Raw genomic sequence first — 12,927 nt, 5'->3', positions numbered from 1 at the left:
AGGTCGCCATGACCCCATCCCATTTCCCCCAAGGTACGCTTGTCGGCGTGCTGACGACCCAGCCGCTGGGCCGGGTGCTGGACTACAAGGCGCCGGAGGGCGGCTGTTTTCTCGGCGCCTTCGTCGAAGTGCCGCTGGGGCCGCGCAAGGTTCTGGGGGTCGTCTGGCAGGCGGGGGCCGGGGATTACGACGCAGCGAAGGTCCGTTCGGTCATCCGCGTGCTCGACGTGGCCCCCATGCGCGACGAGATGCGCAGCTTCTTGGCCCGCGCGGCTGACTACACGCTGACCCCGCTCGACCAGATGCTGCGGCTGGCCACCCGCGCCCCGGGGCTGGGCGATCCGCCCGGCACCCGCAAGGTCTACCGGCTGGGCGACACGGCGCCCACGCGCCAGACCGACGCCCGCGCCCGCGTGCTGGATGTGCTGCGCGACTACGGCGGCCTGTCGTTCACGGGCAAGGAACTTGCGGACATGGCCGGCGTCGGCGTCTCGGTCGTGAAGGGCCTGGCCAAGCAGGGCGCCGTCCGCGAAGAGGACGCCCCGCGCGACACGCCCTATCCCGCGCTTGATCCCGATCACGGTGGCAAGGCGCTGACGGAGGATCAGGCGCAAGCGTCCGAGGTGCTGCGCGGCGGTCTGCGCGACGGCATCTACGGCACCACGCTGCTCAAGGGCGTGACCGGCTCCGGGAAGACCGAAGTCTACCTCGAGGCGGTTGCCGAATGCCTGCGGCAGGGGCGACAGGCGCTGGTCCTGCTGCCCGAGATCGCGCTGACAGGCGAGTTCATCGAACGGGTCGAGGCGCGGTTCGGGGCGCGGCCCGCCGAATGGCATTCCGGCGTGACCCAGACCGAACGGCGCCGCGTCTGGCGGATGGTCGGGCAGGGGGACGCGCCGATGGTGGTCGGCGCACGCTCGGCGCTGTTCCTGCCTTACCGCGACCTTGGGCTGATCGTCGTCGACGAGGAACACGACACCTCCTACAAGCAGGAGGATGGCGTGCTCTACAACGCCCGCGACATGGCGGTGCTGCGCGCGGCGGGCCTGTCTGCACAGGTGGTGCTGGCCTCCGCCACGCCGTCTCTGGAAAGCTGGGCCAACGTCGAGGCAGGCAAGTACCGCCGCCTGACGCTCACCGCGCGGTTCGGCGCGGCGGTGCTGCCGAAGATGCGCGCGATCGACATGCGCGAGCAGGACCTGCCGGGCGGCCGATGGGTGTCGCCCGCCCTGCGCGCGGCGATGCAGGACCGGCTCGACCGCGGCGAGCAGAGCCTCGTGTTTCTCAACCGCCGCGGCTACGCGCCGGTGACGCTGTGCCGGGCCTGCGGGCACCAGATCGGCTGCGATCACTGCGACGCGCGCATGGTCGAGCACCGCTTTCTCAAACGGTTAATGTGCCACCAGTGCGGCGAGACGAAACCGATGCCCACCGTCTGTCCGTCCTGCGGAGCGGAGGACAAGCTTTCCGCCGTGGGCCCCGGCGTCGAACGGATGGGCGAGGAGGTGACGGAGCTGTTCCCGCAGGCCCGCGTGGCGGTGCTGTCGAGCGATCTCTATGGGTCCGCCCGCGCGATGAAGGCGCATATCGCGCAGATCGCGGAAGGGGCGGCCGATATCGTGATCGGCACGCAGCTGGTGGCAAAGGGGCACAACTTTCCGAATCTGACGCTGGTAGGGGTGATCGACGCGGACCTCGGGCTGCAGGGCTCCGATTTGCGCGCCGCCGAGCGGACGTTCCAGCTGATGCGGCAGGTGGCCGGGCGCGCGGGCCGGGCGGACAAGCCGGGCGAGGCGCTTTTGCAGACCTACCAGCCAGACCACGCCGTGATCCGCGCCACCATCGCGGGCGACGAGGAGGCCTTCTGGGAGGCCGAGGCCGCCGAGCGTCGTGCGGCGGGCGTGCCGCCTTACGGGCGCATGGCGGGGATCGTTCTGTCCTCGACCGACGTGCAGGAAGTCTTCGATCTGGGTACGGCGATGGCGCGTCAGGATGCACCCCTGCGCCGTATCGGGGCGCAGGTCTTTGGCCCCGCACCGGCCCCCATCGCGCGGATCCGGGGGCGCCATCGCGTGCGCCTTCTGGTGAAGGCCGACAAGGCCGCGCCCTTGCAACGTGCCCTTGCCGATTGGGCCGGGCAGTTCAAGTTGCGGGGCGAGATGCGCATGGCGATCGATATCGATCCGCAAAGCTTTTACTGACGCGCAGGTTTACCTTTCGGTCATCTTCCGGTGCAATCTTGCCAGAGGGCAGGCGGCCCCCTATCTTGACGTCACGCACATGAAAGGTAGCCCCCATGTCATCCGGTCCCGACCCCGTCGTCGTCTGATCCGAAACTGTCCGAAAGACGGTTTTCTGCGCGCAGCGCCGCCTGCGCGGTCAGGATCGTCGGGTAGTGCTCTTCTAATAGATCCAAAACCTTGCGCCCGTCGTCCCGGGCGGCTGCGATCTGTGTGTTGATGCGGTCCATCACCTTCAGCTTTCCGTTCGTAGAGATCGTCGCGTAGCTGGGCAGGTTCAGCCCGGCGATCTGGACGTGGATCTTCTCCATTCGACCGTAGAACCGGATGAGGGACCCGATCAGCGCATCCTCCAGCAAGGGAAGCTCCGCCAGGCGCGAATGCCAGATCGCATCGTGCCGCGCGTCGGTCATATGCGGAATCGTACCCGTGCGACGCTCCATCGCCTCTCGAATATCCTCGATCTTGACGCCGTTGGCGGCGGCGTCGGCCAGTTCGGCCACGTTGAACCGGACCTCGGCGTAGAGCGCGCGCACGAGCTGGTCGCGACTGCGCCGCCGCGCGCGCCAGGCGGCGACGGCGTCCAGCAGTTGCTTGAGCCCCCACAGGATCACCGTCACCGAAGCGGTGAACAGGGCGACCTGCAGGCGCGGATCGAGAGGGGTGGCGTCCATGCCCCATGGGGGCGCAGACCTGTCCCGTCGTCAAGCCGTCGCATGCGGCTGTTCGTGCGCGAACGGGGCAGGGCGCCTTCACGGCCAACCCGGCAACAGCACGCTCGACCGCGTCCTGCGCCATCGACGTGCGACTCGCCAAAACCCGCGCCACGGCGTAGAGCCGTGTCATGAAGATTGTCAAACTCTCCGAAGCGACCGCCCTGCCTATTTGGCGCAGGCCTATTGCCCTGTTGTTCCTGGTCGCGATGGCGATGCCGATCGCGTTCTCCACGTGGTCGGCGCTCCTGAACAACTTCGTGGTCGAGGTCGCGGGCTTCGACGGGGCCGACATCGGCCTGCTGCACACGGTCCGAGAGATACCGGGTTTCCTTGCGATCGGGGTCATCGCCTTGATCATGGTCTTTCGAGAGCAGGTCCTGGGCCTCGTCGCCCTGCTGCTCCTTGGCGTCTCGACGGCGGTGACCGCGTGGTTTCCCCAGATGGGCGGAATCCTCGCGATCACGATGCTGTCGTCGATCGGGTTCCACTACTTCGAGACGGTCAACCAGTCGCTGCAGCTGCAGTGGATCGACCGGGACCGCGCGCCGCAGACGCTGGGCTGGATCATGGCGGCGGGATCGGGGGCCACACTCTTGGCCTACGTCGCCATCGTCATGACCTGGGAGACGTTCGATCTGTCCTACAACTTCGTCTATCTCGCCTCCGGCGGGATCACGGCGGCGATCGCGGTCTTCGCACTGCTGGCCTATCCGCAGTTCGAGGCCCCGCATCCGCAACTCAAGACCTTCGTGCTGCGCCGGCGCTACTGGCTCTACTACGCGCTTCAGTTCATGGCGGGCGCGCGGCGGCAGATCTTCGTGGTCTTCGCGGGCTTCATGATGGTCGAACGTTTCGGCTTCGAGGTGCACGAGGTCACATCGCTCTTCCTCGTCACGCTGATCGCAAACGTGCTGATCGCGCCCGTCCTGGGGCGGATCGTCGCGATCTTCGGGGAGCAGCGCGCGCTGTTGTTCGAATACATAGGCCTGATGCTGGTGTTCCTGGCCTACGGCGGGGTCTACCTGTTCGACTGGGGCATGGCGGTCGCGGCAGCGCTCTACGTGATCGACCATATCTTCTTCGGCCTTGCGCTGGCGTTGAAGACCTATTTCCAGAAGATCGCCGACCCCGGCGACATCGCCCCCACCGCGGCGGTGGCCTTCACCATCAATCACATTGCCGCGGTCTTCCTGCCTGTTCTGCTGGGATTGCTCTGGCTGGTCTCGCCCGGGCTGGTGTTCGGGCTGGCGGCAGGCATGGCGGGGGTGTCGGTCTGCCTGGCGCTTCTGATCCCGCGCCACCCGGTTCCGGGGCACGAGACACGGCTCGGCGCAGCGCCCGTGGTGGCCTAGAAACGGCGCGGTGGCGATCCTATATCAGGGACAACCCCAAAGAGGAGTGTTCCCATGTTCTTCATGTCCCGCGCCAAGTCCGAAATGGTCAAACCCGAGGACGCGCTGCCCGGCCGCGATCAGCCCATTCCCACCGAACGCCAGCATCACGTGCTGGACACCGACATCAAGGACGTCCCCGAGGGCATGGAGATCGCCATTTTCGGCATGGGCTGCTTCTGGGGCGTCGAACGGATGTTCTGGAAGCTCGACGGCGTTCACTCCACCGCCGTGGGCTACGCCGACGGCTACACGCCCAATGCCACCTACGAAGAGGTCTGCTCCGGCAAGACCGGCCACAACGAGGTGGTGCGCGTCGTCTATGATCCCGCGAAGGTCAGCTACGAGCGCCTTCTGCAGGTGTTCTGGGAAGGGCATGACCCCACGCAGGGCATGCGCCAGGGCAACGATGCGGGTACGCAGTACCGCTCTGGCATCTACGTCATGAACGACGCCCAGCGTGCGGCGGCGGAGGCCAGCAAGGCCGAGTTCCAGCCGCGCCTGACCCAGTCGGGTTACGGCCAGATCACGACGGAGATCGTCGACGCCCCCGAGTTCTACTTCGCCGAAGGATACCACCAGCAGTATCTGTCCAAGAACCCCAATGGCTACTGCGGGATCGGCGGCACCGGGGTGACATGCCCGATCGGCACGGCGGCCTGAGCCGCACCGCGACAGACACCGACCCCCGCCCGACCCGGCGGGGGTTTTTCTTTGCGCGCAGCCGGGCTAACGGACTGGCCAAAGGAGTTATGACATGACCACCTGGACCGCGATCACCACCACGACGGGCCGCGCGCCCGCCGACCGCCTTGCGCTTCGGTTGGAGGGCTTAGATCCCGAACCCACCGGCATCGGCGTCTTCGAGGTCGAGGACGGATCCGGCCTGTTCGAGGTCGCCTGCTATTTCGATGACGCCCCCGACCCCGTGCAACTCGCCGTGCTGGGGGCGACCGAGGCGGCGGCGGAGTTCCGGATATCCGAGGTGCCCGACGAGGACTGGGTTGCCAAGGTCCGGCGCGACTTGCCGCCGGTCGAGGCGGGACGGTTCTTCGTCTACGGCAGCCACGATGCCGACAAGGTGCCGCCGGGCCGGATCGCCTTGCTGATCGAGGCGGCGATGGCCTTCGGCACCGGTCACCACGGTACGACACTGGGCTGCCTGCGCGCCTTCGACCGGCTGGTGGAGGCGGGCTTCGTCCCGATCAACGCCGTTGATATCGGCGCAGGCACAGCCGTGCTCGCCATGGCTGCGGCCCATATCAGCTCGAACCCGGTCATCGCCACCGACATCGACCCGACCGCCGTCGAGGTCAGCCGCGCCAATGTTACCGCCAACGGGCTCGACGGGCGCGTCACCTCGCACGTGGCGGCAGGCTTCGCGTCGGACGTGCTGGCGCAGGCCGCACCCTTCGATCTGGTCTTCGCCAATATCCTCAAGGGTCCGCTGATCGCGCTTGCTCCCGACATGGCGCGCAGCACTGCACCGGACGGGATGGCAATCCTGTCGGGGATCCTCAACGAGCAGGCCGAGGCGGTCGCGAAGGTCTACCAGGCTGAGGGGTTCACCGTCTCGCACCGCGACACGATCGGCGACTGGACCACGCTTTGCCTGCGCAAGGACTGATCGCCTTGGCAATTGGCTAACCATGTCATCGGCATGCCGCAATCCCGGGGCCAAGTCGCGTCGGGGGCACGCAACAAGGTAGGCACAATGGCTTTTTCCAGTCGGAAGAAGACGTCGAACATGAGGTCCGAGACAGGCTCCGCCCGACGCGTGCCGGTTAGCCGATTCCGGCGACGAATCCGGCGCGACAAGCTGCGGGGCGTGTCGATCCTCGTGCTGACCTACGTGATGCTGAAGGTGAGCGCCATGCTGCTGCTGGGGCCCGGGGTCTATGCGGTGAAGGTCGACAAGATCGCCTCGGCCGGCACCTTTCCCGAGCGCGTCATCGCCTGGGCGATGACGCCGGACGCGGCCACGGTGAAGCTGGCGCATGTCCTCGTCAACTTCGGGCCCTGAGGACGAGGGCAGTCGCCTGCCTCGCCTTTAAGGCTCAGCGGACGATGCGGCCGCGGGCGACGTCTTCGATGTCGGCGCGGGTCAGGCCCAGGTCGTCCAACTCTCGGGTCGTGAGTTTCGACAGTGCCTTGCGGGTCACGCGGGCGTCGTTCCAGGCCGCGATGCTGGAGAAGACGTATCCCATCGCGCGCGGCGTGCGCGGAAGGGCGAAAGTGCGGGAGTTCGAGATGACAGCCACGGTTGGCTCCTAGTTTATGATGTGCCACCAACGGCGGCGAGATTTCGTTACGCCTGCCCACTATTCGGGCGCAATGAGAACGGCTACCCCCAAATTCCGCATTCCCCCCATGCGTTTTCTGCATTGCAGCATCAGGGCGCTGCAAGCCGCTGATCCTTCGTACCTTTTGGCTACGGTGGGCAGTCCGGGTCGAAGAGGCTTGGTGCCTGTTCCCTCTTTGTGCTAGGCCCTGCGTAACGACAAGAACCGACGACAGGAGCGCGGCATGAGGGTTTTGGGCATCGATCCGGGTTTGCGGAACATGGGATGGGGCGTCGTCGATGTCGCGGGGAGCCGTTTGACCCATGTTGCGAACGGGGTCTGCCATGGGCTGGGGGAGGATCTGGCGACCCGCCTCCTCGCGCTCCACAGCGGCCTGACGGAGGTCATTGCCACTCACCGACCCGATCACGCGGCGGTGGAACAGACCTTCGTCAACAAGGATGCCGTCGGCACGCTGAAACTGGGGCAGGCCCGGGGGATCGCCTTGCTCGTCGTGGCGCAGGCGGGGTTGACGGCGGGCGAATACGCGCCCAACGCCGTGAAGAAGGCCGTGGTCGGCGTGGGTCATGCCGCCAAGGCGCAGATCGACCACATGGTCCGCCTGCAACTGCCGGGGGTGGAACTCGCCGGTCCGGACGCCGCCGACGCGCTGGCCATCGCCATCACCCATTCGCATCACCTGCAATCGGCCTCGCACCTTCAGCGGGCCATCGCGAAGGCCGCGTCATGATCGGCAAGATTTCCGGCCGGATCGACTACCGCGGACCCGATCACGTCCTGATCGACGTGCGCGGCGTGGGCTACATCGTCTACGTCTCGGACCGAGTCATGACGGCGCTGCCGGGCAACGGTGAGGCGGTCGCGCTCTATACCGACCTGCTGGTGCGTGAGGACAATCTGCAGCTTTTCGGCTTCACCACCCTGGTCGAGAAGGAATGGCATCGCCTGCTGACCTCCGTTCAGGGCATCGGCGCCAAGGCCTCCCTTTCGATCCTGGGGGCGCTGGGCGCGGAAGGGGTTAGCCGCGCCATCGCGTTGGGTGACTGGAGCGCGCTGGCCAAGGCCAAGGGCGTGGGGCCCAAGACGGCACAGCGCGTGGCCAACGAACTCAAGGACAAGGCCCCGACGGTCATGGCGATGGGCGCGGGATCGGCGCCGGAGATCGACGCCGTCATCGAGCCGGACGCTACGGCTCCGGCCCCAACGCGCGCCGGTGCGACGCGTGACAACCCGGCCCAGTCCGAGGCGCTCTCGGCCCTCGTGAACCTCGGCTATGCCCCCGGCGATGCGGCGGGCGCGGTGATGGAGGTCATCACCCCCGAGATGGCCACCGGCGAGGTGATCCGCGCCGCCTTGAAGCTTCTGGCCCCGAAGGGGTAAGGCGGTTTCATGACCGATCCGATCCTGTCGCCCGAGAAACAGCCAGAAGACGCGGACCGCGCCCTGCGACCGCAGGCGCTGGGCGAGTTCATCGGACAGGCGGAGGCGCGCGCGAACCTCGCCGTCTTCATCGAAAGTGCGAAGATCCGCGGCGAGGCGATGGATCACGTGCTGTTCCACGGACCGCCCGGCCTGGGCAAGACCACGCTCGCGCAGATCATGGCCCGCGAGCTGGGGGTCGGGTTCCGCATGACCTCCGGTCCGGTGCTGGCCAAGGCGGGGGACCTTGCGGCGATCCTGACGAACCTGGAGCCGAAGGACGTCCTCTTCATCGACGAGATACACCGGCTCAACCCGGCGGTGGAGGAGGTGCTCTACCCCGCGCTGGAAGACTTCGCCCTGGATCTGGTGATCGGAGAGGGCCCGGCAGCGCGCACGGTCCGGATCGATCTGCAGCCCTTCACCCTCGTCGGGGCCACCACGCGGATGGGCTTGCTCACCACGCCCTTGCGGGACCGCTTCGGGATCCCGGTCCGGCTGGAGTTCTACTCGGTCGAGGAGTTGGACCAGATCGTCACCCGCGGAGCCCGCCTGATGGGCGCCCCCGCCACACCGGACGGCGCGCGCGAGATCGCCCGACGCGCACGCGGCACGCCGCGCATCGCGGGGCGTCTTCTGCGCCGGGTGGTGGATTTCGCGCTGGTCGAGGGGGACGGCACGGTCGAGCGCGGCATCGCGGATCGGGCCCTGACGCGAATGGGGGTCGACGACCTGGGGCTCGACAACGCCGACCGACGCTACCTGCGCCTGATCGCGGAAAGCTACGGCGGCGGGCCGGTGGGGATCGAGACGCTTTCGGCGGCGCTGTCGGAAAGCCGGGACAGCCTCGAGGACGTGATCGAGCCTTATCTGCTGCAGAAGGGGTTGATCGCACGCACGCCCCGGGGCCGGATGCTGGCGCAGGCGGCCTGGCGACACCTGGGGCTGGACGCGCCCAAGGGGCAGACCGATCTGTTTGGGTGAGACCGGGGGACTCTCCGGCGGAAGTATTTTCAAAAAGCGAGGATCTGTGGATGGAGGACGTTGCACCCTACTTCACGCGCAGCGATGGGACATATCTTTGTGCGCGCTGGGGGCGGCCGATCGTGCCGGTGATTTTCGGCCTCGAGGAGCCGTCGCTCGCCGTCTTCAAGGGGGCGATCGAGGCGGTGGTGGCCCTGGCCGGGCATCGGATGGCGGAAACGGACCCCGAGCTTGGCGCGAACCTGATGATGTTCTTCTGCCGCGACTGGGCGGAGCTACTGGAGGTGCCGCATCTGGATAAGCTGGTGCCGGAACTGTCGGATCTGGTCGAACGGCTGCGGTCGGTGGAGGCCAATCAGTACCGGATTTTCAGGTTCGACGACGCGGACGCGATCCGCGCCGCCTTCGTGTTCTTGCGGATGGACGTGCACCTCGAGGCGGTCTCGGCCGATACGCTTGCGCTGAGCCAGGCGGTGCAGACGATCCTGTTGTGGTCGGACCGGGCGTTTACCGAAACCTCTCCGCTTGCGTTGATCGACGGCGCTGCGGTGATCCGGCCGGAGGTGGCGCAGCTGATCCGCGCGGCCTACGATCCCGTGATGCCCGCCGTGGCGCGGGACGCGAGCCACGCCTTGCGGCTGGGCGCGCGCATGGGGGGTGTCCAATGAGCCACGAACTTGCCGTCCGGGTCTATTACGAAGACACCGACATGGGCGGGATCGTCTACTACGCCAACTATCTCAAGTACATCGAGCGGGCCCGGTCCGAGCTTGTCGAGGATCTGGGCATGAACCAGCTCGAGATGCGCGAGGCGGGCGTCGTCTTCGTGGTGACGCGGGTGGTGGCGGATTACCTCGGCTCCGCCCGGCTGGATGATCGGCTGACGGTCCTGACCGAACATCGCCCAAAGGGGCCGGTCCGCTGGATCTTCGACCAAGAGGTACGGCGCGGCGACGAGGTGCTGTTCCGGGCCGAGGTGACGGCGGCCTGCATGACGCTCGACGGTCGTCCCACACGGCTGCCGCCGCAGTTGAGAGACTGACGGCGGGCCCGGGGGACCGGAGGGGCGTCGGGAAGGATTTGCCACGGGCGCAACTGCGGCCGGGTTCGAGGCAGTAATCTGTCCGGCTCTTCTGCGCGACGTGGTTGCGCAGGTCATGGCCGTCCGACCCCTACCATCGCAAGCGGCCTTATCGGTTTGCGGTGGGGGGGGGGCGTGAGATCGCCTGACTTGCGTGAGGCAGTTGGACGGCGATCGCTGCACATTCCGCGCGAAGTCCACCACTCTTGGCCATCCGCACGGCACGGCAGGCCAGGTCGGTCAAGACGGGACCGGTGCCCTTCCGCGCACCCTCGCGCAGGCTTGCTTGGCAAGGGGCGGGGCGTTCGGCTATGGTTGCCCGAAATCAGAGCCGCCCGGAGCGGCCCCAAAGCAGAGCAGGCCGATGGAAACGATGTCCGACTATACGATGTGGGCGCTGTTCGCGCGCGCCACGATCCTCGTGAAACTGGTGATGCTGGCGCTGATCGCCGCCTCTGTCTGGTGCTGGGCGATCATCGTCGACAAGACGCTGCAGTATCGCCGGGCGCGGCGCGATGCCGACCGCTTCGATGCGCTCTTCTGGTCGGGCGAGCCGCTGGATCAGCTCTTCGACGACCTGGGGGCCGCGCCGCAAGGCTCGGCGGAGGTGATCTTCGCCGCCGGCATGACCGAATGGCGACGCTCCCATCGCCAGGACGGCGATCTGATCGCCGGGGCGCAGGCGCGGATCGACCGCAGCATGGACGTGGCCATCGCGAAGGAAGCCGGGAAGCTTCAGAAGGGCCTTTCCGTGCTCGCGACGACCGGTGCCGTGGCGCCCTTCGTGGGGCTGTTCGGGACAGTCTTCGGGATCATGAACGCCTTCATCGAGATCGCGGAGGCACAGAACACCAACCTTGCCGTCGTGGCCCCCGGCATCGCCGAGGCGCTGCTGGCCACCGGCCTCGGTCTGCTGGCCGCGATCCCGGCCGTCATCTTCTACAACAAGCTGAGCGCCGACGCAGAGCGGATCATCGCGGGCTACGAGGCCTTCGCGGACGAGTTCAGTACCATCCTCAGCCGCCAGTTGGACAGCTGAGATGGGTGCTGGCGTTCAGAAGAAGGCCGCGGGAGGCGGAGGCAGGGGGCGCAGGCGCGGCCGCGCGGTCCCGATGGCCGAAATCAACATCACCCCCTTCGTGGACGTGATGCTGGTTCTTTTGATCATCTTCATGGTCGCGGCCCCGCTGATGACCGTGGGCGTGCCCGTCGACCTGCCCGAGACCGAGGCCAATGCCTTGCCCAGCGACGACGAGGAACCGCTGACGGTCACCATCGAGGCGAGCGGACAGCTTTCCATCCAGAATACGCCGGTCGAACGGGCGGACCTGATCTCGCGCCTGCAGGGCATCGCCGCCGAACGGTCGAGTGACCGGATCTTCCTGCGCGCGGACGGGGCCAACGACTGGAACCGGGTTGCGCAGATCATGGGCGCGCTGAATGCGGCGGGCTTCAACAATATCGGTCTGGTGACGGATGTCGGCGGTCCGGCCTTGTCGGATTCGGACGGATAGCGCCATGCAGTGGACGCCGGGCAGCACCGTCTCGGCCGTGGGTCACACGGCGCTGGTCGTCTGGCTGATCGCCGGCTGGGGGTTCGCGAGCGATCCCCTTCCGTTTGAGGTCAGCGACGTCTCCATCGTCACGTCAGAGGAATATTCGGCGCTCGTCAGTCGGACGACCCCGGACCCCGCGGACGCGGCCCCAGAAGCGCCCGTCACGCCGCAGGTCGACGCGTCGCCCGAGGTCCCGGCGGAGGACCCCGTCGCCGCCCCGGTCGAGCCGCCCGCGCCCCCACCACAGCCACCCGCCGAGGCGCCGCCGCCCGATGCGCCGGAGGCCCTGCCGGTTCCGCCCAGCGACACGCCGCCGGAACTGGGGCCCATCCAGGAAGAGGTGGTGGCCTCGCCCGATATCTCGGACAGCCCCGATGTCATCCCGCGCCCCTCGACCCGGGTGGCGCCGGACGCCGTGGCGCCGCCGCCGCCCGACGCGACACCCGATCCGGAGGTTCGCCAGGAGGCGACGCCGGAGGCCCAGCCCGATGCGCCAGTGGTCGAGGAGGAATCGCCCGAGCAGACCGCGCCGGAAGAGGCCGCGACCCAGATCGTCACCGAGGCCGAGGTTCCCTCCGGTCGCGTGGCCGAGGCTCCGCGCCCTCCGGCCCGTCCGAACCGGCCCACGCCTGCGCCAGAACCGGAGCCAGAGCCCGAACAGGAGAGCGAGCCAGAGCCCGAACAGGAGAGCGAGCCAGAGCCCGAACCTGAAACGCAGGTGGTCGAGGAGGTCGCCCCCGACGTGGACGAGGACGCCATCGCGGCAGCCCTTGCCGCGGCGGCGGCGGTCGAGGCGCCGCAACCGGATGCAGCACCCGGGCCACCCATGAGCGCATCGGAACAGGAAGGGTTTCGCGTGGCCGTCAATGCCTGCTGGAACGTGGATCCCGGCAGCCAAGCCGCCCGGGTGACCATGACGGTGTCGTTCCAACTCGATCGTTCGGGCCGGGTGCAAGGTGATGTGCGCCAAGTGGGTGCCATGGGGGGCGATGCGGGCGCGACCGAGATCGCCTACCAGGCGGCCCGCCGCGCGATCCTGCGCTGCCAGGGGCAGGGTGGCTATGACCTGCCGGAAGAGAAGTACGACCAATGGCGCGAGGTGGAGATCACCTTTGATCCTTCGGGAATGCGCCTGCGGTAGGCGGGTTTTCGCCGCCGGGTGATGGATTTGAACAGGCGCCGCTGATACGCTGTGCTCAATACGTGATAGGGGCGATCAACGCCCGAAGTCGAGGAC

Annotated in this window: 15 protein-coding genes; 13 read left to right on the top strand and 2 right to left on the bottom strand. The window is 67.6% G+C overall.

The annotated features are described in order from the left end of the window. Positions 1-8: 8 nt before the first annotated feature. Positions 9-2,201 carry a primosomal protein N' gene (locus EU805_RS15430; protein ID WP_129764877.1) on the top strand — a complete coding sequence of 731 codons (2,193 nt, stop codon included), beginning with the start codon at positions 9-11 and terminating at the stop codon, positions 2,199-2,201. Positions 2,202-2,299: 98 nt separating this feature from the next. On the opposite strand, the gene EU805_RS15425 is transcribed toward EU805_RS15430, so the two are convergent. After that, positions 2,300-2,914 carry a hypothetical protein gene (locus EU805_RS15425; protein ID WP_129764876.1) on the bottom strand — a complete coding sequence of 205 codons (615 nt, stop codon included), beginning with the start codon at positions 2,912-2,914 and terminating at the stop codon, positions 2,300-2,302. Positions 2,915-3,084: 170 nt separating this feature from the next. Here EU805_RS15425 and EU805_RS15420 point away from each other — a divergent pair, with 170 nt between their 5' ends. The 4 genes from EU805_RS15420 (at position 3,085) to EU805_RS15405 (ending at position 6,370) form a co-directional block, all read left to right on the top strand. Further along, entirely contained in the window at positions 3,085-4,308 is a 1,224-nt protein-coding gene (locus EU805_RS15420; protein ID WP_129764875.1) for an MFS transporter, read from the top strand. Between the two features lie 54 nt (positions 4,309-4,362). Next, on the top strand, positions 4,363-5,010 hold the full coding sequence (msrA, locus tag EU805_RS15415; RefSeq protein WP_129764874.1) for a peptide-methionine (S)-S-oxide reductase MsrA: 648 nt from the start codon (positions 4,363-4,365) through the stop codon (positions 5,008-5,010). A gap of 94 nt (positions 5,011-5,104) precedes the next feature. Then, positions 5,105-5,974, top strand: coding sequence for a 50S ribosomal protein L11 methyltransferase (locus EU805_RS15410; protein WP_129764873.1), 870 nt, complete (start codon positions 5,105-5,107; stop codon positions 5,972-5,974). Positions 5,975-6,094: 120 nt separating this feature from the next. Continuing rightward, positions 6,095-6,370 carry a hypothetical protein gene (locus EU805_RS15405; protein ID WP_129764872.1) on the top strand — a complete coding sequence of 92 codons (276 nt, stop codon included), beginning with the start codon at positions 6,095-6,097 and terminating at the stop codon, positions 6,368-6,370. Positions 6,371-6,404: 34 nt separating this feature from the next. On the opposite strand, the gene EU805_RS15400 is transcribed toward EU805_RS15405, so the two are convergent. Further along, positions 6,405-6,608: a DUF1127 domain-containing protein gene (locus EU805_RS15400; protein WP_370318222.1), complete on the bottom strand. Its 204-nt coding sequence runs from the start codon at positions 6,606-6,608 to the stop codon at positions 6,405-6,407. Between the two features lie 265 nt (positions 6,609-6,873). Between EU805_RS15400 and ruvC the strand changes: the two genes are divergently transcribed. From ruvC to EU805_RS15360, 8 genes are all read left to right on the top strand, one after another. Further along, a complete protein-coding gene (gene ruvC / locus EU805_RS15395; protein WP_129764871.1) occupies positions 6,874-7,380 on the top strand; it encodes a crossover junction endodeoxyribonuclease RuvC in 507 nt (168 codons plus the stop codon). Continuing rightward, positions 7,377-8,030, top strand: a complete 654-nt coding sequence (gene ruvA / locus EU805_RS15390; RefSeq protein WP_129764870.1) for a Holliday junction branch migration protein RuvA — start codon at positions 7,377-7,379, stop codon at positions 8,028-8,030. The genes ruvC and ruvA overlap by 4 nt, the downstream gene beginning before the upstream one ends. A 9-nt stretch (positions 8,031-8,039) precedes the next feature. Further along, positions 8,040-9,053 carry a Holliday junction branch migration DNA helicase RuvB gene (ruvB, locus tag EU805_RS15385; RefSeq protein WP_129764869.1) on the top strand — a complete coding sequence of 338 codons (1,014 nt, stop codon included), beginning with the start codon at positions 8,040-8,042 and terminating at the stop codon, positions 9,051-9,053. Between the two features lie 50 nt (positions 9,054-9,103). Next, positions 9,104-9,721, top strand: coding sequence for a hypothetical protein (locus EU805_RS15380; protein WP_129764868.1), 618 nt, complete (start codon positions 9,104-9,106; stop codon positions 9,719-9,721). Beyond that, positions 9,718-10,095 carry a tol-pal system-associated acyl-CoA thioesterase gene (gene ybgC, locus EU805_RS15375; protein WP_129764867.1) on the top strand — a complete coding sequence of 126 codons (378 nt, stop codon included), beginning with the start codon at positions 9,718-9,720 and terminating at the stop codon, positions 10,093-10,095. The genes EU805_RS15380 and ybgC overlap by 4 nt, the downstream gene beginning before the upstream one ends. 403 nt (positions 10,096-10,498) lie before the next feature. Next, positions 10,499-11,173 carry a protein TolQ gene (tolQ, locus tag EU805_RS15370; RefSeq protein WP_207208124.1) on the top strand — a complete coding sequence of 225 codons (675 nt, stop codon included), beginning with the start codon at positions 10,499-10,501 and terminating at the stop codon, positions 11,171-11,173. A gap of 1 nt (position 11,174) precedes the next feature. Next, the gene (tolR, locus tag EU805_RS15365) at positions 11,175-11,648 is read left to right on the top strand and encodes a protein TolR (protein WP_129764866.1); all 474 of its coding nucleotides are present in this window, start codon (positions 11,175-11,177) and stop codon (positions 11,646-11,648) included. 4 nt (positions 11,649-11,652) lie between these two features. After that, entirely contained in the window at positions 11,653-12,831 is a 1,179-nt protein-coding gene (locus tag EU805_RS15360; RefSeq protein ID WP_129764865.1) for a hypothetical protein, read from the top strand. Positions 12,832-12,927: the final 96 nt, after the last annotated feature.

The organism is Salipiger sp. IMCC34102 (assembly GCF_004145405.1).
Taxonomy (GTDB): domain Bacteria; phylum Pseudomonadota; class Alphaproteobacteria; order Rhodobacterales; family Rhodobacteraceae; genus Loktanella.
The sequence above is the reverse complement of the archived record's forward strand: the minus strand, read 5'-3'. Positions and strand labels throughout refer to the sequence as shown.